A 19,534-nucleotide genomic window follows, 5' to 3' on the forward strand; every position below is an offset into this window, starting at 1 on the left:
CTTGCTCTTACCAGCGATAATGGGAGAAGGCTTTGTTCGCCTCCGCCATACGATGGGTGTCTTCGCGCTTCTTCACCGAGGCGCCGCGGTTGTTGGCGGCGTCGAGGATTTCGGCGGCGAGACGGTCGGTCATGGTCTGCTCGGAACGGCCGCGGGCGGTCGTGATGATCCAGCGGATCGCCAGCGCCTGGGCGCGGTCCGGGCGAACTTCGACCGGCACCTGATAGGTCGCGCCACCGACGCGGCGCGAGCGCACTTCGAGGTGCGGCTTCACGTTGGTGAGGGCTTCGTGGAACAACTTGATGGGATCGCCCTTGGACTTCTTCTCGACATTGGCGAGAGCGCCATAGACGATGGTTTCTGCCGTCGACTTCTTGCCGGCATACATAAGGCTGTTCATGAACTTGGTGAGCACGATGTCGCCGAACTTGGCATCCGGCAGAACTTCGCGCTTTTCAGCTGCGTGACGACGCGACATCTCTGGATCTCCTTACTTCGGCCGCTTCGCGCCGTACTTCGAACGACGCTGCTTGCGGTCCTTCACGCCCTGGGTATCGAGCGTGCCGCGGATGATGTGATAGCGAACGCCCGGCAAATCCTTTACGCGGCCACCGCGGATCATGACGACCGAGTGCTCCTGCAGGTTATGGCCTTCGCCGGGGATGTATGAGGTGACTTCGAAACCGTTGGTGAGCCGCACGCGCGCGACCTTACGCAGCGCTGAGTTCGGCTTCTTCGGCGTCGTCGTGTAGACGCGGGTGCACACGCCACGCTTCTGCGGGCTCGCTTCAAGCGCCGGGACCTTGTTACGGGCCTTCAGGGGCGCACGGCCCTGGCGGATCAGCTGGTTAATCGTCGGCATTCTTCTTCCTCACCTCGTTGCGCGTCCGGGCCGAGCCCATTGGCGCAGATTTGCGACATGCAAATGGTTGCCATATGCAAACGCGACCTCATCGAACTACCGACGCTTTCGCGTCTCGATGCGGTCGCTAAAAACGCCAGATTGCTCATGCTCAAAGGCAGAGGAGCCATATGTCGCTTCGGATGCTTAAGCGGGGACAGCGTCTAGACTGTGGTGGCGCTTGCGCGCCAAAGGTCTACCACCAGCCCCCTTAAAGGCGGGCGGAATATATTGATTCGAATACCCCCGGTCAAGCAGAAGAATCCGGGCTGAAATCGGGATTTTTCAAAGGCTTAACAGCAGCACGACGGTCTGTGCATAACTACCATACGCTGGGCCCTTGAGGGCCCCAGCCCCCTACTTCTAGCCTCGCCCGGCCTTTCCGACTGAAAAGCTCAGCTTTTTGGTAATTAAATTACCTAAAAATCAATTCAGATCGTTGCCCGCCGGCTCGGCCCGGAGTCGAAGCTCCTTATTGCTCCCCCTCCCTTATTCACCCCGGCCACCCGGCAACGCACCTTCAAAGCATGGATCCTTAATCGCCCGCGTGGAGAACGACACCCCTGCGCCGGGTTTTGCCGTGGCGGCGCAGGGTCGGCGGGCAATGGGGCCGTCGCTTGGCCCGCCGCGACCCGGTTGATGGCCGGGGATACGAAAGGATCCCCGGTTTCCGTCCGACCCGCGATCTCTAGGAAACATAGGTATGGGTCCAGTGTCTTATCCGCAGATCATCACTCCCATACCGGTATGGCCTTGCCGCGGATACGGCAAGAGACAGAATTCATGCCGGTATTCATGCCTGTCCTTGGGAGTGAATGCGTATTGCGTGGCAACCATACCTGTCGGGCACACCTGTCGGGTTTTAAATCAAATTTAAGGTCGTCCCGCCTAACGTCGCGGCATGACCATTCAATTGCCCAACGCGTCAATGCTGAGCGACATCCTGGATACGTTGCCAGGCGGAATCCTGCTTCTCGACGCATCCCATCGCCTGCTCTATCTCAACCGTACGATGGCCCGCTGGTGTGCGGTCGACGGACACGCCGCAACCGGCCGGCAACTGGCCGACATCCTGCCGGCGGGATCGGCGCCGAAACAATTGGTGGATGCGATCAACGGCGCCTTGGCCGGCACGCCTGTCACCCTGCATCTGGCATTCCCCTTTGCCGGCGAGATCCGGCGTCGCGTCAGGCTTGATTGCGCACCCCAGCAGGATGGCGACGGCCATGTCTGGGGCTGCTGCCTGTCCTTCAACGACCTTACCGGGTCGGAAGCGGACGGGACGCCGCCTGAAGCCGAGCGCGCATTCTCTGACGCGCTCATCGACGCCGTCCCCGCCCTCGTTCTGCTGCTCTCGCCCGAAGGTGTGATCCAGCGCGTCAATCCCTATTGCGAGGAGTTGACCGGATACCGCCTTGAGGAGGTTCGCGGCAGGGATTGGATATCAACCTTCGTGCCCGAGCCCCTCCAGGGAAAGATTCGTCTCGCCATGCATGCTGCGCTGGGCGGTACGCCCACGCGCGGCCATGTCAATCCGGTCCGGTTGCGTAGCGGGCAGGAACGCATGATCGAATGGTCGGACACGCCCATCCGTGACGGCGATGGCCGCGTGATTGCACTTCTGGCGATCGGGCATGACGTAACCGAGCGGCTGAAAATACAGGACACGCTGCGGCGCAAGGAACAGCTGACGCAGGAAGTGGCGCAGCTGTCGCATATCGGGATATTCGATCACGATCACGAATCCGATGCCATCTTCTGGTCGCCCGAACAACGGCGCATCTTCGGCTGGAACATGACCGAGCCGGTCACCATCGAGAAGCTCGCCGCGCAAATTCATCTACAGGACCGCGCCCGCGTTCTTGCCGCCCTCAAGGCGGCACACGACCCCGACGGTGACGGCAGATTCGATATCGAATACCGGATTCTGCACCGCGATGGCACGGTGCGGTGGCTCGACAACCGGTCGCAAACCTATTTTGCAGGAACGGGTGCCGCATCGCGCCCCTTGCGCACGATCGGCGCCGTGATCGACGTCAGCGCGCGCCGATTGGCCGAAGAGGCGCTGCGGGGGCATGAGAACCTGCTGCGGCAAGGCGCCGAGATCGGTCGTTTCGGCACCTGGATGTGGGACGTCACCGACGATCGCTGCATGGTCTGCTCGGAAGAACTGGCGGCCCTCTTCGGCATGTCGGTGGCGGAATTCGAGCGCGAGCGGAACAGCGACCGGAAGATCAGACACGATCCCCTGCCGAGCTATCGGCCTGAAGACGACGAAAGGGGCCTGACCGAGGCCGGTCGGCGCTATGAGGAGGAATTCCGTGCCCTCACCAAGAACGGCGAGCTGCGCTGGTTCCGCGAGATCGGCCATGTCTATCGCAATGCGGAGACGGGAAGGCTGTGGGCGGTCGGTGTCACCCAGGACGTGACCGACACCAAGAACAGCGAAGCCGAGCTGCGCCGCCTTATCGAAGAATCAGGTCGGCTGGCGCAGCTAGCCGAACAGTCCAACCGGGCAAAGTCCGAATTCCTGGCAACGATGAGCCACGAATTGCGCACGCCGCTCAACGCCATCATCGGCTTTTCCGAATTGCTGATGACCTTCGGCGCCAACATGGCGACGGACAAGCAGGGCGAATATCACGGCATCATCCTGCAGAGCGGCCGCCATCTGCTGAGCTTGATCAACGACATTCTCGACCTGGCCAAGGTCGAATCCGGCCGTCTGGAATTGCGACCGGTCGACGTGCCGCTGCAGGTGGTGGCCCAGGAATGCGTCGGTTATCTGGAACCGGCGGCGCGTCCGAAATCGCTCTCGATCGAGCTCGACATCCCGCCAATTGAATTGCGCAGTGACCGGCGGCTGCTCAAGCAATTGCTGCTCAACATCCTGTCCAACGCGGTCAAGTTCAACCGGGAGGGCGGCCGCATCAGCCTCAGCGCCGCACACCATGACGACGGCGAACATCTTGTGATCGCCATCGCCGATACCGGCATCGGCATGTCCGGACCGGAAATCGAACGGGCGCTGCAGCCTTTTGCCCAGGTCGAGCGGGCGCATAGCCGGACGATTGAGGGAACCGGCCTCGGCCTCACCCTGGTACAACGCTTCACCGCCATCCTCGGCGGCGAATTCTCGGTCGCCTCCGAGCCGGAGGTGGGCACGACCGTCACGTTGAAGTTGCCGCTCAGGCAGGAACTGCAGCCGGCCTGAGTTCGGGCGCCAGCGGTGGAATTTCCGCCACCAGTCCGCGCGACAACCAATCTTGCAGTATCTCGGCACCGCGCCGGGATGGCTCGCTTTCATTGCAAGTCGATGCCAGCAGGCTGCACATGTTGCCGAACGAACCGCCAGCGCGCATGAACGCGAATGCCTGCGCTTCGTCTTCCGGCAATGGACGGTACTGCACGTCCTCACCCTGGCGCCAGACCAACCAGGACATTTCGTATCCCGTGGCGGGCGGGAGATCCGATTCGCTGCGCAACAACGCATGACGTAGCGCGGCGATAGAGCTATCGGCCGTCAGATCGCTGACGCAATCGGCAAAGCGCAGACCGAATGTCTCCCATGTTTCGGCCGGCAGGGAAAACAGGTCGGAAAGCGAGGCGGTGGACTGGTCGGGGGCATCAAAGGCAAGGGCAACGGCCCAATCGAATCGCGCCATGTCGGCAGAAAGGACGCTTCCATGGTCGGCGAGAAAATCCGCCAGGCCGGACCCCAGCCACCGCAGTGACGGATGCCGCGACGGATGTGTGGCCACATAGTCTCGCGCGACATTGGCGAAATCGTCTTCGCCCAGCAATCCCCTGAGGCCCGGAAAATCATTCCCCAGAGCTTCCACCAGCCGCAACCCGTAACCACGCCGGTAGACCTCCAGCAGATCTGCTGCCGGAAGCCGCTCATTGCCTCGGACATGGCACAGCATGTCGCTGGATTTCCGCTGCAGATACGCCTGGAACGCGGCCAGTAACACCGGCAACTGCATCATGCCACCCGCATCGCACGCATTGCAGTAGCGGCGACTTCTCGGGCCTGATCAAGCTCGACGAGCAGATCGCCCAGCGGCGGGATGTGATCGTCACGCTCGATCATGGTCGGTATCGCACCATAACGCGCGACAGCTTCGGCATACAGATCCCAGACTGCCGGCGCGATTTTGTGATCGTGCGTGTCGATAATATGCGTGCCGTGATCTTCGTGGCCGGCCAGGTGAATCTGCCGCACCAATGCCGGTGGGATGGCGCGCAGGAAGTCCAGCGGATTGAAATTGTGGTTGAACGCATTCACATGGACATTGTTGACGTCGAGCAGAAGGGCGCATCCCGTGCGGCGCGCAAGTTCGACAATGAATTCCCATTCCGGCATCGCCGACTGAACATACGTCACATAGCTCGATGTGTTCTCAAGCAGGATGGATCGCCCTAGAAAATCCTGCACCCGCAGCAGCCGCTCCGCCACATGGCCCAGCGCTTCCTCGGTGAAGGGTAACGGCAGCAGATCGTGCATATTGAGCCCGGCCATGCCGGTCCAGCATAGATGGTCGGAAATCCAGGCCGGCTCCAGATCCTCGGCCAATTCCTTCAAGGCAGCAAGATAGTCCCGGTCCAGCGGTGCCGTTGAACCGATCGACAACGATACGCCGTGCATCGCCATCGGGTAGCGCGCACGCAGTTCAACCAGATGCCGACGCGGCTTGCCGCCGACACGCATGTAGTTTTCCGAGATGATCTCCAGCCAATCGACGCGCCGCGCCGGCGCGTCGGCATGCGCCGCCAGATCGTCATAATGAACCGGGCGCAGCCCGAGGCCGAAGCCGCTCAAGGGAGAGGACATGTTTGCCTCAACTCTACTTGCCGATGGTGGCTGGCGGGCGGCAGCCACGGGGATGATGCCGCCCGCCCAACCGCCCCGCCTAACCGATGGTCGCGCTTATTCCACTACCATACCGCCGGCGCCGGTGCAGGCTTCGGCGCTCGGCTGTTCGATCCAGCCCTGGCCTTTGCAGCTGTTCAGGCCTTTGCAGGAATTGTTGGCGCTCTTGCAGGAACCCTGGCCCTTGCAAGCATTGATGCCGGCGCAATGCACCGCATCGGCTTGGGCAGGCGTGGTGCTGAGGCTGATCGTGCCGCCGGCCAACAGAGCCATAGCTGCGGCGGCCAAAGTGCTGGTGGTGATCTTGGTCATGGTCGTCATAAAGCGCTCCCTCCAGAAGTGTTGTTGGTGCGGGCGGGGCAGCGCGTCAGGCGCAGAACCCGGCCAGCAAAGGAGGTTTCGCCGGCATCGTTCTGTTTGTTACAGAGCGATGCGCACTCAAAGCAAAATCCCCGCGAGCCTGTCGGCAGCGCGGGGATCTAGATCCAATCTGTCTCTATCAGGCCTCAGCCGAACTTGTTCGCCTTCGGGAATCCGTTGGGCGGCAGGCGGCCGGCCTGGGCGCGTTCGCCGATCCAGTCCTTGAGGTTGCCGTGCGTCTCGGTGCGGATCTTGTCGCCGAGGCGCCAGGTCAAGCCTTCCGCCTTGGTATAGACCTTGGCGTCGGAGAGACCCCCGTCCTTGTATTTCTGGAGCATGACGCCGCGACCGCGCGTCATCTCCGGCACTTCCGCGAGTTTGAAGATCAGGAGCTTCCGGTTGTCGCCGATCACGGCCAGCATGTCGCCATCGGCCGGCACGCAGACATTGGCTTCCTCGCCTTCCGGCACGGTGAGCACCTGGCGGCCGTTCTTGGTCTGGGCCAGGATCTCGTCGGTCGAGACGACGAAGCCGCGGCCGTCATGACTGGCCACCAGCAGCTTCCGGCCCGGCTTGTGGATCATCATGGTGACGATGTCATGCTCGTTGCCGAGGTCGATATAGAGCCTGACCGGCTCGCCATGGCCGCGCCCGCCCGGCAGCTTGTCGCAAGGGATCGTATAGAACTTGCCGTTGGTGGCGAAGATCACCAGCTTGTCGGTCGTCTCGGCATGCAATTGGAACTTCGCCCAATCGCCTTCCTTGAACTTGATCTCGGCACCTTCCTCGACATGGCCCTTCATGCCGCGGATCCAGCCCTTCGACGAGCAAACCACCGTGATCGGCTCGCGCTCGATCATTGCTTCCAGCGGGATGATCATGGCCGAGGGCGCCTCGCCGAGTTCCGTGCGGCGCTTGCCCAGGGTCGTCTTCGGGCCATAGAGCTTCTTCAGCTCCAGCACCTCGGTGCCGATCGCTTCCCATTGCTTGTCGTCGGAGGCCAGCAGGGCCTGCAAGGCCTTGCGTTCGGCCGACAACTCCTTGTGCTCACCCTTGATCTCCATTTCCTCAAGCTTGCGCAAAGCTTTGAGGCGCATGTTGAGGATGGCGTCGGTCTGGATGTCCGAAAGCTTCCACTTCTTCATCATGACGGCCTTGGGCTCGTCTTCGAAGCGGATGATGCGGATCACCTCGTCGATGTTGAGATAGGCGACGAGATAGCCGTCGAGGATTTCGAGACGCCGTTCGATTTCACCGAGGCGGAATTTCGAGCGCCGCTGCAGCACGACGCGGCGATGGTCGAGATAGGCCTGCAGCACCTCGTTGAGCGGCATGACGCGCGGCGTCTGGTTGGCATCGAGCGCGTTCATATTGAGGCTGAAGCGCGTCTCGAGGTCGGTCTGGCGGAACAGCTGCTCCATCAGATGCTCGGCCTCGATGTTCCGCGACTTGGGCGTCAGCACCAGACGCATGTCGGTGGTCGATTCATCGTTGATGTCGTCGAGGAAGGGCAGCTTCTTGTCCTGCAGCAGCTCGGCGATCTTTTCGATGAGGCGCGATTTGGCGACCTGGTAGGGAATTTCGGTGACGACGATCTGGTAGCCGCCGCCCTTCAATTCCTCCTTCACCCATTTCGCGCGGATGCGGAACGAGCCGCGCCCCGTGCGATAGGCCTCGACAATGGTCTCGCGCGTTTCGCAGAGCAGGCCGCCGGTCGGGAAATCCGGCCCCGGCATCAAATTCACCAGCGTCTCGATGCGTGCATTGGGCGTTTTGAGAAGATGCGACAAGCAATCGCAGATCTCGGCCACATTGTGCGGCGGGATGCTGGTCGCCATGCCGACCGCGATACCCTGCGAACCGTTGGCCAGCAAATTGGGGAAGGCCGCCGGCAGAATCATTGGCTCCAGATTTTCGCCGTCATAGGACGGGCGGAAATCGACCGTATCCTCGTCGAGGTTCTGCAGCATGAGGGCCGCGGCCTCGGTGAGGCGCGCCTCGGTATAGCGCATCGCCGCCGGGTTATCGCCGTCGATCGAGCCGAAATTGCCCTGGCCTTCGACCATCGGATAGCGGACGGCGAAATCCTGCGCCAAGCGCACCATGGCGTCATAGATCGAGGCATCGCCATGGGGATGGAACTTACCCATGACGTCGCCGACCACGCGGGCCGATTTCTTGAATCCGGAACCCGGGTCGAGCCTGAGCTGCCGCATGGAATAGAGAATGCGCCGGTGCACCGGCTTCAAGCCGTCGCGCACATCGGGCAGCGAGCGGGACATGATGGTGGAGAGCGCGTAGGACAGATAACGCTCGCCCAGGGCCTCGGCGAGGTTGGTCAGTTTGATCTCACCCTGTGGGGGCGGCGTGGTCGAAGCGGCTTTTTTGGCCATAAGGGGAATCAGCTTTCAGCTAAAGGCGTGAATCGGGCGCCATCCTAGGCGGCGCTGGCCCCACGTCAAGCCTGCGAGTCCTGTTATCTTTCAAGGCCGATCAATCGCTTAGCGGTCGAGGAACAATTGCCGATGCTGTTTCGGATGCGATTCGCCGCCGATCCTGAGTGCGTCTTCCTCCAGCCCGAAGACCTGGAAGCCCAGCCGGTCGTAAAGCTGCTCGGCCGCCGGATTGGGAATGGTGACGGTCAGCTGCAGTTGCCGCAGCCCGTCGAGGCTGCGCGCATAATCGATGACGCCGAGCATCAGCGCCGTGGCGATGCCCTTCCCCTGCCAATCCGGCGAGACGGAGAGGCCGATGATCTGCCCGATATGCTGGCGCTTGGCGCCGGGTTCGCGCCGGAAGCCGACTGCGCCGATGAGAATGCCGGCCTGATCGAAGGCGCCCTGCCAGCGGTTGAGCGGCGTCGGTTTCAAGCGCCGCTCCGACGTCGCCAGCGGTTTCAGCGACTCTTCCGCCGCATCGGCGCGGAAGAGTGTCGGATAGAGCCGCAGATTGTTGAGCCGGAACAACCGGTATTGCGGCGCATCCGAGGGCAGGAGCAGACGCAGCGAAAAGCCGCCTTCGGCTGGCCTGTCGGGCGCGCGCATGGTCTCAGAACCGGTCGATGCGGAAGGGCTGCATGTCGAGCCCCGGATCGCGCCCGGCCGCCAGATCGGCAATGATGCGGCCCGTCACTGGGCCCAAAGTGAGGCCGATATGCCCGTGGCCGAAGCCGAAATAGGTGTTCTTGAAGCGCCCGCCCTGGCTGATCACGGGGACCGAGTCCGGCATCGAGGGACGGAAGCCCATCCAGTCGCTGCGCCCGGTTTCGTCGAGATCGCCGAACATGCGTTTGCCATGGTTCATCAGCTTCTGCGCGCGAGCGTAATTGGGCTCCGCCTCCAGCCCGCCCAGTTCGACCGTGCCGGCAAAGCGCAGGCCCACATCGAGCGGCGTGATGGCGAAGGAATGATCGCCGGAATAAAGCGGCATGCGCGGGCGCTTCTGCGCATTGGGCAGGGTGACATGATAGCCGCGCTCGGTATCGAGCGGCACCTTATGTCCCAGCATGGCGCTCAGTTTCTTCGACCAGGCGCCGGCCGCCACGACCACGGCGTCGCACGCATATGATTGCCCGCCGGCCTTGACCGCTCTCGGCCCGTCGGTACCGATCTCGAAACCCGTCACGTCAGCCTTCACGATCTTGCCGCCATTGGCGACAAAATGATTGGCGAGGCGCTGCACCAGCGCAAAGTTGTCGGTGACGAAGGAATTTTCCGGGTAATAGACCGCGTGATTGTAGATCGGCTGCAGGCTCGGCTCGAACTGGCGGATCTCTTCCTTCTTCAGCACCTGAAAATCGATGCCGCGGCGCTTTTGCAGGGCAAGGTCCCATTGATAGCTCTGGAACTTTTCGTCTTTCTCGAAGACGCCGAGCCAGCCTGTGTCCTTGATCATCAGCGATTGGTTGGCAAGTGCGGCCAATTCCTTATGCGCTGCCAGCGCCTGCACCAGGGCGGCGCGGAGCGTGATCGAAATCTGCTCGACCCGCTTCTCGCCGCTATTGGCAACAAAGCGCAGCAACCAGGGCGCGATCTTGGGCAGGTATCCCCAGCGGATGGCGAGCGGCCCCAGCGGGTCCATCAGCATCTTGGGCACATCCCACAGGATGCCTGGCGTCGCCACCGGGATGCAGGATTCGGTCGCGATGACCGCGGCATTCCCCTTCGACGTGCCCTCGCCCGGGTCGCGCCCGTCGATCACGGTGACGCGATGCCCATCCTTCTGCAGATAGAGTGCCGTGGAAATGCCGACGATGCCGGCGCCGATGACGATGAAATGCCGATTGCTCATGATACCCCGATGACCCCCGATACTCGAATGGGGGAGCATGGCGAAGGCCGGCCGCCAAATCAAGCTGCGGCAAAAACACTCAGCGCGTCAGGCGTTCGACCAGCCGGTCCCGGGCGCTGAAGCGTTTTTCGGCACCGCCGGTGGGCAGCAGATGGGCGTGGAGGAAATGGCCCGTGAGGCGCAGCCCTTGCGCCAAGGCCGTTGCGTCCGCGGCTGCGTCATCGGCCAGCAGGAAGGCCGGCAGCGGCAGCAAGCGCTCGGCATATTGCCCGGCCCCGGCCCGGCTGACCGCGCGGCCGGTCTTGGGTGAGACGAAGACCAGACCATCGGTGGCGCCGGTGACGGCGCAGCGGGTGAGATCGAGACCGAAGCCGAGATCGGCCAGCAATTTGAGTTCCCAGCGCAGATAGAGCCGTCCCCAATCCGGCACGGAAGCCACCAGCCCGGCGATCAGCGCTGCGAAATCGTTATAGACGTCCTGATGCGGCTCCCGCTCCGGCAGGGTCGCATCGATGACACCGGCGGCGGCACTCAAGGCCGAGAGGCGATCGGCATCGTCCATCAGATGCGCGATATTGGCCTCGATCATCTCGGCCTGGAAATGCCCCAGCTGTTCGGAAAGCCGCGCCCGCCAATTGACGCTGATCGCATTGCCGACCTCGTAGGTGGCACGCGACCGGCGCCCGGCCCCGCCCCGCACCAGCCCCATATGCCGTCCATGCGCGCGCGTGAGGCAGGAGAGAATGAGATCGCCCTCGCCATGGCGGCGGGCGGACAGAACGAAGGCGGTGTCGGTGAAATCCACTGCCGCCTGCCGCGCGTCAGTTCTCGAAATCGAGGCCCATTTCGCGGTAGCGCTCGGGGTCTTCGGCCCAGCTGCCGCGCACCTTGATGAAAAGGAAGAGATGCACCTGGCGCTCGAACGCCTGCTGCATCTCGCGCTGCGCCGCTTCGCGGATCGCCTTGATCTTGGCGCCGCCTTTGCCAATGACGATGGCCTTCTGCCCTTCCTTGGCAACGAAGACGATCTGCGTGATCTTGACCGAGCCGTCCTTGAATTCCTCCCAGCCTTCCGTCTCGACGGTCAGCGCATAGGGGACTTCGTCATGGAGCTGGCGGAAGAGATGCTCGCGCGTCACCTCGGCCGCGAGGAAGCGCTGCGGCGCGTCGGTGATATGGTCTTCCGGATAGTGATGCGGCCCCTTCGGCATGCGGCGCGCCAGTTCAGCCACCAGATCGTCGACCCCGTCGCCCTGCTCGGCCGAGATCATGAAGGTGTCGGTGAAAAGCTCCTCGCCCTCATTGGCCAGGGCATTGAGTTCCGCGGTCTTGGCCAGCAGGCGCTCGCGTTCCTTGACCTGGTCGATCTTGTTGAGAACCAGGACCGCCTTGCGCTTGTGCGCCTTCAGGCCCTCGATGATGCGCCTGGTGTCGTCATCGATACCCTTGCGGCTGGCATCGACCATGAGGAGAACGGCATCGGCATCGCCGGCCCCGCTCCAGGCCGCGGCCACCATGGCACGGTCGAGTCGGCGTTTGGGCGCAAAGATGCCCGGCGTGTCGACAAAGATCATCTGCACGGGCCCGTGCATGACGATGCCCAGCACCTTGGCGCGGGTCGTCTGCACCTTGGGGCTGACGATCGACACTTTCTGCCCGACCACGCGATTAACCAGCGTCGACTTGCCGGCATTGGGGGCGCCGAGCACGGCGATGAAGCCGCATGCGGTTTCGATAGTCATGGGACGCCTGCTTTCCTGAAACGCGGCCTCAAGCCGGGTTGACCGCGACGGTCTGATCTTCGCTCAAGCCCTCGGGTCGCACCAGAGCCAGCAATTGGGTGGCGGCCGCCTGTTCGGCAGCGCGCTTGGAACGGCCCGTACCGCTCCGGGCCGGATGGCCCTCGACGGCGGCCTCGACCTCGAAAACCGGGTCGTGCGGCGGGCCTTCGCTGCGGATGACCCGGTAGCGCGGCAGATTGAGCCCGGCGGCCTGGGCCCATTCCTGCAGCGCCGTCTTGGCGTCCTGCGGCGGATTGAGGTCGGCGGTCATCATCGGGCGCCAGTAACGCTCGATGAAGATCCGCGCCGCATCGATGCCGCCATCAAGATAGAGCGCCCCGATAATGGCTTCGCAGGCATCGGCGAGGGTCGCCGGATTCTCGCGGCCGCCGCTTTCCTCCTCGCCCTTGGAAAGGACCAGGAAGCGGCCGAGCCCGATGCCCTGCGCCACCTGCGCCAAGCCTTCCTGGCGCACGAGGGAGGCCAGGCGCTTGGCCAGCGCCCCTTCATCCTCTTCCGCGAAGGTTGCGAACAGCATCTCGGCGACGATCAGGCCGAGCACCCGGTCGCCGAGGAATTCCAGGCGCTGATTGTCCGCGAGCTTGGCTTCGGCAGCAGCCTTGGCCGTGCGGCGGACGCGCTTGGTGCGGTTGCGCCCGGTGGCACTGGGATGCGTGATGGCCGTGTCCAGCAGATCCGGCCGTGCAAAGACATGACCGAGGATCGGGGCGAGCTCAGGTAGGGCAGCCTTGGCCACCCATCACTCCACGAGATCAGCCAGGCGCCGCCAGCGCAACGCCGTGACCCAGGTGATCGGATTGGTAAGTTTCAGGCTGTTGTCATAGGACCAGAACAGCACCTTGGCGGGACCGATCAGGTTCTCGGCCGGCACGAAGCCGACATTGCCGAGCTGCGCCGGATCGGTAATGCGGGTGTTGAGGTCGGCCGGCGGCAGGCCCGCCAGCACGCGGCTGTCGCTCGATGAATCGCGATTGTCGCCCATCATGAAGTAATGCCCCTCGGGCACCACATAGACCGCCGTGTTGTCGAGCTCGCCCTGGTCGCCGCGGGTCTCGATGATGCGGTGGGCAACGCCGCCCGGCAGCGTCTCGACATATTGGGGCGAGGCCAGGCCGTTATCGAGATTGACGAAATCCTCAATGCGCTGGCGCTTCACCGGCGCGCCATTGATGTAGAGCAGGCCGTCGCGGACCTGGACAGTGTCGCCCGGCAGGCCGATGAGGCGCTTGATGAAATCGGTCTGCGGCTCTCCCGGCGGGCGGAAGACGATGACGTCGCCGCGCTCGGGCTTGTCTTCCCAGACGCGCCCTTTGAGGGGTACCACGCCCCAGGGGAAGGAAAAGCGGCTGTAGCCATAGGCGGTCTTGGAGACGAAGAGATAATCGCCGATGAGCAGGGTCGGGATCATCGAGCCCGACGGGATGCTGAACGGTTCATAGGCGAAGGTGCGGATCACCACGGCGATCACGGCGGCCCAGGCTATGGTCTTTACGGTCTCGACGATCTGGCTGGGCTCGGTCTCTGTCTTTCGCGCCATGGTGGGTAAAAGGGCCTTATGCGTGGGAATCGGGTGGAGCGTCAGGCATGCCTTTGCAGCATGCGTTTCGGGCGGATCAAGCCAGCCAACCCCAGCAAAGTCAAGGCTTTAAGGCCGATTCAGCGTCTTTGCACCAGGATTTTTACGAGATATTCCGCTGGTTTAGCCGAAACCCCTCACCCCAACCCCTCTCCCCAAAAGGGGCGAGGGGCTTTCCAACTGCCTGGGTCGAAACCCCCTCGCCCCGCGATAGCGGGGAGAGGGTCGGGGTGAGGGGGTGCGGATAACTATTTGGCCGGAGCCGGCATCGCCGAAATGATCACGATGGCCTGCGCCAGGGGAAAGTCGTCGGTAATGGTGAGGTCGATCTGCGCCACCATGCCGGGGGGCGTGATCTCGTGGAGGCGCCGCAGGGCACCATTGGTGAGGGCGAGGGTCGGCTTGCCGCTGGGCAGGTTCACCACCCCCATATCCTTCATGAAGACCTGGTCGCGAAAACCGGTCCCCAGCGCCTTCGAGCAAGCCTCCTTGGCGGCAAAGCGCTTGGCATAGGAGGCGGCCCTTTGCGCCCGGCGGTCGGACTTCTTCTGCTCCACCTCGGTGAAGACGCGCTGGATGAAGCGGTCGCCGAAACGCTCGATCGATTTCTCGATGCGCCGGATGTCGATGAGGTCGTTGCCGATGCCGAGGATCATGAAACTGACAGGCCCTGCATTTCTTATGTCGTCATCCCCGGGCGAAGACCCGGGGATCCACTGCTGCAGTTGAACGTGTGGATGCCCGGGGCCCCGCCGACGCATGTCGGCATGCGCCGACAGGGCCCGGGCATGACGGAGAATGGAGAGGTGACATTGTACACCTAGCCCTCAGCCCCTGGCCCGGTCGACCGAATTGACCGAGGGTGTCGCGCGCAAGGCGGCGATGATGTTGGTGAGGTGTTTGAGATCCTTCACCTCGACATCGACGATGATTTCGAAAAAGTCGATCGAGCGGTTGATGATCTTCAAATTCGAGATATTGCCGGAATTCTTGCCGATGACGGTGGTGAGCGAACCGAGGCTGCCCGGCTGGTTGGCGATGACGACGTCGAGCCGCCCGGTATGCTGTTCGACCGCGTTCTTGTCCTGGTCCCAGGCGACGTCGAGCCAGCGCTCCGGCGTGTCGGCAAAGCTTTCCAGCGTTTCGCAATCGATGGTGTGGATGGTGACACCCTTGCCGGTCGTCACGATGCCGACGATACGGTCGCCGGGCAGCGGGTGGCAGCAGCCGGCAAAATGCATCGCCATGCCGGGAATGAGGCCGCGAATGGGAATGGCATGGGCGCCCTTGCCCTTCTTGGCGTCGCGCTTGAGCGGCACCACCTTGTCGCTGGGCGCACCTTGCGTCTTGTTGCCGGGGAAGATCGCGTTGACGACTTCGCGCGCACTGACCAGGCCTTCGCCGACCTGTGTCACCAGGTCTTCGATCTCGTCCGCCTTGAACTTCTTGAGGACGCCGTCGATCGCCTTTTCGGTATATTCATAGCCGGCATGGGCGAATTCCTTGTGCAGCATCGCCCGGCCGAGTTCCATGTATTGCGCGCGCTGCTGCGTGCGGATGAAGCGGCGGATGCAGGCACGCGCCTTGCCCGTGACGACGAAGCGTTCCCAGGCCGGCGAGGGAGTCTGCGCCTTGGAATTGACGATGGCGACCTGGTCGCCATTCTGCAATTCCGTGCGCAGCGGCATGATGCGGCCGTTGATCTTGGCACCGACACAGGTGTCGCCCACTTCCGAATGCACCGCATAGGCGAAATCGACCGGCGTCGCCCCGCGCGGCAGCGCAATGAGATCGCCCTTAGGCGTGAAGCAGAACACTTGGTCCTGGAACATTTCGAGCTTGGTATGCTCGAGGAATTCCTCGGGGCCGGAGGCATGTTCGAGAATATCCAGGAGCTCGCGCAGCCAGCGATATTGCCGGCCGTCGATCTTGTTGGCGCCCTGCTTGTAGCCCCAATGGGCCGCCACACCCATTTCGGCGATTTCATGCATGTTTTCGGTGCGGATCTGCACTTCGATACGCATGCGCTGCGGGCCGATGATGCCGGTATGGAGCGACTGGTAGTTATTGGGCTTGGGCGTCGAGATGTAATCCTTGAAGCGCCCGGGGATCATCGAATATTTGCCGTGGAGGGCGCCCAACGCCTGGTAGCACTGGCCGATATCCTTGACCATCACGCGGAAGGCCATGATGTCGGAGAGCTGCTCGAACTCCATGCGCTTCTTCTGCATCTTGCGCCAGATCGAGAAGGGCGTCTTTTCGCGCCCCGACACTTCGGCCACGACGTCTGCTTCCTTCAGCGTCTTCGAGAGCTCGGCGATGATCTTGGTGCAGATATCCGCACCCTGCTCGCGCAAGTATGAGAGGCGCTGGATGATCGACTGATAGGCATCGGCATTGAGTTCGGAGAAAGCGAGGTTTTCAAGCTCGTCCTTCAGCTGATGCATGCCCATGCGCTCAGCGAGCGGCGCATAGATTTCCATCGTCTCCGCAGCGATGCGCCGGCGCTTGTCCGCATTCTTGATGAAATGCAGCGTCTGCATGTTGTGCAAGCGGTCGGCGAGCTTCACCAGCAGCACGCGGATATCGTTCGACATCGCCAGCACCAGCTTGCGGAAGTTTTCCGCATGCTTGGTGTTGTCCGACTGCAGTTCCAGGCGCGAGAGTTTGGTAACGCCGTCGACCAGCTGCGCCACCTCGCCGCCGAACATGCTCTGCACCTGCTCGAGCGTCGCCTCGGTGTCCTCGACCGTGTCGTGGAGGAGGCCGGTGGCGATCGAAGCGGAATCGAGCTTCAACCGCGTCAGGATCTCGGCGACGCCCAGGGGATGCGAGAAATAGGGATCGCCCGAGGCACGCGCCTGGCTGCCATGGGCCTTCATTGAAAAAACATAGGCGCGGTTGAGGAGGTCCTCATCCGCGCCTGGATCGTAAGATTTCACCCGCTCGACCAGTTCGAATTGCCGGATCATGCGGTCCTCGATGTACCTCTCGCCGCTTCTGCGGCTCTACCTACATGCGGGTGAAACCAATCCTTTCCCTTGTTCAGGAATAAGGTAACTGACGACGGGAATGCCCGATCAGTTGCCGTCATCGGCCTCCGCGGCATCTTCGAACTCGCCGTCGATAGCCATGTCGGCCTCTTCGGCCTCGTCATCGGAAATCTGCGCCTGCTGCATTTCCGCCAGCAGATCGCCGGCGCCGGTGCCAAAGCCGGTGCCTTCTTCTTCCGGCTCGTCATTTTCGACATGACGCTGCAGGCCGGTGATGAGGTTGTCGGTGAGCTGGGCAAGGACGACGGTTTCGTCGGCAATCTCGCGCAGGGCCACGACCGGGTTCTTGTCATTGTCGCGATCGACGGTGATCTGGGCACCGGCCGACACTTCGCGGGCCCGCTGGGCAGCCAGCATGACCAATTCGAACCGGTTCGGGATCTTGTCTACGCAATCTTCGACTGTAACGCGCGCCATTTTCGATAATCTCCAGGAATTCGCCTAATTGCCTGAACCTACTATATTGATTTTGCTGGTTCAAGCAGCGGGGCCGGGCAGGCATCATGCCGCAGGCGCATGGCGCTGCGACCGTGCGAAACAACGCCGCAAGCGCCTCAAAGCAAACGGATTTCCTGGCCTGCGGGCAGGGCCGCAATGAGCTCGGCCACGCTCCGGCCGCTCACCGGATGGCGCCAATGGGGCGCGATGGCCTGGAGCGGCAGCAGAACGAAAGCGCGGTCCTGCATCCGCGGATGCGGCAGCAGGGGCCCAGAATTCCCCACCACATCCCCGGCCACATCCCCCATCATATGCTGGGCCACGCGCTCACCATAGGCAATGATGTCGAGATCGAGCGGCCGGGCGGCGTTGGCGACCGAGCGGATCCGGCCGCTGGCGGCTTCCAGCTGCTGCAATAAAACCAGAAGCGCGGCCGGAGAGCGTTCCGTCGCCACCTCGATGACACCGTTCACATACCAGGGCTGGTCGGGTGCCGCTGGCACGGGGGCGGATTCATACCAGGGCGAGCGGCGGCGGATGTCGATCCCGGCCGCGGCGATGTCGGCCACCGCCTTTTCCAGCGTCGCCACCGGGCTCCCCGCATCGCTGGGCAGGTTCGCTCCCAATCCGATAAAAATGCTTTCCGTCACGCCGCTTTTTCCGACTTTCGATTGCACTTGTCCGTATCGCGCCAGCGCCGAACCGGGATTGGATGGTTCGCCTCATTAAATCTTGCGAGGCGCCGGCCATCGGCACTAAGGTCCGCGCAGAGCGTCTCATATAGATGCCGGCTCACCGGACCAACATATCTTTCATTCATATTGCCGACGAGGACAACATAATGCCCCTTCGCTTTTACGCCCAGGAACGGGTCGGTCTCTTCATTGATGGCGCCAACCTCCATGCCGCCGCCCGCGCGCTCGGTTTCGACATCGACTACAAGCGCCTGCTGAAGCATTTCCAGGAGCAGTGCCGCCTCATCCGCGCCTTCTATTACACGGCGTTGGTCGAGGACCAGGAGTATTCACCGCTCCGCCCCCTGGTCGATTGGCTCGACTATAACGGCTTCACCATGGTGACCAAGCCGACCAAGGAATTCACCGACGCCATGGGCCGGCGCAAGATCAAAGGCAATATGGATATCGAGCTCGCCATCGACGTCCTCGAAATGTCGGCGCATCTCGACCATGTCGTGCTGTTTTCGGGCGATGGCGATTTCCGCCGCCTAGTCGAAGCGGTGCAGCGGCGCGGTGTGCGCGTCTCGGTCGTCTCGACGGTACGTTCGAACCCGCCCATGGTGGCCGACGAACTCCGGCGTCAGGCCGACATGTTCGTCGAGCTCGAGGAGCTTTCATCCATCGTCGCCCGCGCGCATAACCCGCGCCCGCGCGATCCCAATCGCGACCCGTCGCGCGACCAGCCGCCGCGCGAACCGCATCCGGATGATGAACCGAGCGGCCAATGATCCGCGACAACGTCTGATCCACCATGCCAGCCGCCCCCGTATCGCCGGGATTGGACTGTCCGCTCTGCCCGCGCCTCGCCGATTTCCGCGCCGAGAATCGTCGGAAGCTGCCGGATTACTTCAATGCACCGGTGCCCGCCTTCGGCGACGCGAAGCCAAAATTCTTGATCATCGGCCTGGCGCCCGGCCTGCACGGCGCCAACAGGACGGGCCGCCCCTTCACCGGCGATTGGGCCGGCGACCTGCTCTTTGCGACCTTGCTGGAACTGGGCCTTGCAACCGGCACCTATGACGAGCGCCCCGATGACGGGCTGACGCTGAAGGGCTGCCGCATCGTCAACGGCGTGCGCTGTGTGCCACCACAGAACAAGCCGCTGCCGGCCGAGATCAGGACCTGCAACACCTTCCTGAAAAGCGAACTCGAAGCCTCACCGGCGCGCTGCTATCTGGCCCTGGGCGCCATCGCCCATGACGCGGCGCTGATGGCGCTCGGCGAAAAACGCAGCGCCTTCAAATTCGGCCATAACCGTCGCCACGATTTAAGCGACGGCCGCGTCCTCATCGATAGCTATCACTGCTCGCGCTACAACACGAATACCGGCGTGCTGACGCCCGCGATGTTCCGTGAGGCGATGAACCAGGTGAAGAAGGCAGCGGGGCTCTGACGCCCCCTCACCCCAACTCCTCTCCCGCGAGGGGAGAGGGGCTTGGTGCGGCCTGGGCAACAACTTTCAAAGTCGATGACTTCTGCCACCGGCATCTCATTCCCTCTCCCC

At 62.7% G+C, this 19,534-nt stretch carries 19 protein-coding genes; 3 read left to right on the forward strand and 16 right to left on the reverse strand.

What is annotated here, in order from left to right:
- Positions 1-7 precede the first annotated feature (7 nt).
- Both rpsG and rpsL read right to left on the reverse strand, forming a co-directional pair.
- The gene (gene rpsG / locus ACE3OA_RS20320; protein ID WP_374314228.1) at positions 8-478 is read right to left on the reverse strand and encodes a 30S ribosomal protein S7; all 471 of its coding nucleotides are present in this window, start codon (positions 476-478) and stop codon (positions 8-10) included.
- Positions 479-490: 12 nt separating this feature from the next.
- Complete coding sequence (gene rpsL, locus ACE3OA_RS20325; RefSeq protein WP_374314230.1) at positions 491-862, reverse strand: 30S ribosomal protein S12; 372 nt, start codon at positions 860-862, stop codon at positions 491-493.
- Between the two features lie 940 nt (positions 863-1,802).
- Here rpsL and ACE3OA_RS20330 point away from each other — a divergent pair.
- On the forward strand, positions 1,803-4,115 hold the full coding sequence (locus ACE3OA_RS20330) for a PAS domain S-box protein (protein WP_374314232.1): 2,313 nt from the start codon (positions 1,803-1,805) through the stop codon (positions 4,113-4,115).
- Here ACE3OA_RS20330 and ACE3OA_RS20335 read toward each other — a convergent pair.
- The 14 genes from ACE3OA_RS20335 to folK form a co-directional block, all read right to left on the reverse strand.
- Positions 4,090-4,890: a putative DNA-binding domain-containing protein gene (locus tag ACE3OA_RS20335; protein WP_374314235.1), complete on the reverse strand. Its 801-nt coding sequence runs from the start codon at positions 4,888-4,890 to the stop codon at positions 4,090-4,092. The two genes, ACE3OA_RS20330 and ACE3OA_RS20335, sit on opposite strands and share 26 nt — an antisense overlap.
- Positions 4,887-5,735 carry a DUF692 domain-containing protein gene (locus ACE3OA_RS20340; protein WP_374314237.1) on the reverse strand — a complete coding sequence of 283 codons (849 nt, stop codon included), beginning with the start codon at positions 5,733-5,735 and terminating at the stop codon, positions 4,887-4,889. Before ACE3OA_RS20340 ends, ACE3OA_RS20335 begins: the two co-directional genes overlap by 4 nt.
- Positions 5,736-5,831: 96 nt before the next feature.
- On the reverse strand, positions 5,832-6,095 hold the full coding sequence (locus ACE3OA_RS20345) for a hypothetical protein (protein ID WP_374314239.1): 264 nt from the start codon (positions 6,093-6,095) through the stop codon (positions 5,832-5,834).
- 185 nt (positions 6,096-6,280) lie between these two features.
- Positions 6,281-8,527, reverse strand: a complete 2,247-nt coding sequence (gene parC, locus ACE3OA_RS20350) for a DNA topoisomerase IV subunit A (protein WP_374314241.1) — start codon at positions 8,525-8,527, stop codon at positions 6,281-6,283.
- A 108-nt stretch (positions 8,528-8,635) separates the two neighbouring features.
- Positions 8,636-9,178, reverse strand: coding sequence for a GNAT family N-acetyltransferase (locus ACE3OA_RS20355; protein WP_374314243.1), 543 nt, complete (start codon positions 9,176-9,178; stop codon positions 8,636-8,638).
- Between the two features lie 4 nt (positions 9,179-9,182).
- The gene (locus ACE3OA_RS20360; protein WP_374314245.1) at positions 9,183-10,424 is read right to left on the reverse strand and encodes an NAD(P)/FAD-dependent oxidoreductase; all 1,242 of its coding nucleotides are present in this window, start codon (positions 10,422-10,424) and stop codon (positions 9,183-9,185) included.
- Positions 10,425-10,503: 79 nt separating this feature from the next.
- Positions 10,504-11,229: a DNA repair protein RecO gene (gene recO / locus ACE3OA_RS20365; protein WP_374314247.1), complete on the reverse strand. Its 726-nt coding sequence runs from the start codon at positions 11,227-11,229 to the stop codon at positions 10,504-10,506.
- Positions 11,230-11,245: 16 nt separating this feature from the next.
- Entirely contained in the window at positions 11,246-12,166 is a 921-nt protein-coding gene (gene era, locus ACE3OA_RS20370; RefSeq protein WP_374314249.1) for a GTPase Era, read from the reverse strand.
- Positions 12,167-12,194: 28 nt separating this feature from the next.
- The gene (gene rnc / locus ACE3OA_RS20375; protein ID WP_374314251.1) at positions 12,195-12,962 is read right to left on the reverse strand and encodes a ribonuclease III; all 768 of its coding nucleotides are present in this window, start codon (positions 12,960-12,962) and stop codon (positions 12,195-12,197) included.
- Positions 12,963-12,965: 3 nt separating this feature from the next.
- The gene (gene lepB, locus ACE3OA_RS20380; protein WP_374314253.1) at positions 12,966-13,763 is read right to left on the reverse strand and encodes a signal peptidase I; all 798 of its coding nucleotides are present in this window, start codon (positions 13,761-13,763) and stop codon (positions 12,966-12,968) included.
- A 287-nt stretch (positions 13,764-14,050) separates the two neighbouring features.
- Complete coding sequence (gene acpS, locus ACE3OA_RS20385) at positions 14,051-14,458, reverse strand: holo-ACP synthase (RefSeq protein WP_374314255.1); 408 nt, start codon at positions 14,456-14,458, stop codon at positions 14,051-14,053.
- A gap of 171 nt (positions 14,459-14,629) precedes the next feature.
- Positions 14,630-16,774 (reverse strand): bifunctional (p)ppGpp synthetase/guanosine-3',5'-bis(diphosphate) 3'-pyrophosphohydrolase, encoded by a 2,145-nt coding sequence (locus ACE3OA_RS20390; RefSeq protein WP_374314256.1) that lies wholly within the window; start codon positions 16,772-16,774, stop codon positions 14,630-14,632.
- Positions 16,775-16,882: 108 nt separating this feature from the next.
- Positions 16,883-17,272 (reverse strand): DNA-directed RNA polymerase subunit omega, encoded by a 390-nt coding sequence (rpoZ, locus tag ACE3OA_RS20395; RefSeq protein ID WP_374314258.1) that lies wholly within the window; start codon positions 17,270-17,272, stop codon positions 16,883-16,885.
- A gap of 137 nt (positions 17,273-17,409) precedes the next feature.
- Positions 17,410-17,943 carry a 2-amino-4-hydroxy-6-hydroxymethyldihydropteridine diphosphokinase gene (gene folK / locus ACE3OA_RS20400; RefSeq protein ID WP_374314260.1) on the reverse strand — a complete coding sequence of 178 codons (534 nt, stop codon included), beginning with the start codon at positions 17,941-17,943 and terminating at the stop codon, positions 17,410-17,412.
- Between the two features lie 191 nt (positions 17,944-18,134).
- Between folK and ACE3OA_RS20405 the strand changes: the two genes are divergently transcribed.
- Together ACE3OA_RS20405 and ACE3OA_RS20410 are read left to right on the forward strand one after the other, a co-directional pair.
- Positions 18,135-18,758: an NYN domain-containing protein gene (locus tag ACE3OA_RS20405; protein ID WP_374314262.1), complete on the forward strand. Its 624-nt coding sequence runs from the start codon at positions 18,135-18,137 to the stop codon at positions 18,756-18,758.
- A 23-nt stretch (positions 18,759-18,781) separates the two neighbouring features.
- Positions 18,782-19,423, forward strand: coding sequence for a uracil-DNA glycosylase (locus ACE3OA_RS20410; protein ID WP_374314265.1), 642 nt, complete (start codon positions 18,782-18,784; stop codon positions 19,421-19,423).
- Positions 19,424-19,534: the final 111 nt, after the last annotated feature.

The organism is Dongia sp. (assembly GCF_041906375.1).
Lineage (GTDB): Bacteria > Pseudomonadota > Alphaproteobacteria > Dongiales > Dongiaceae > Dongia.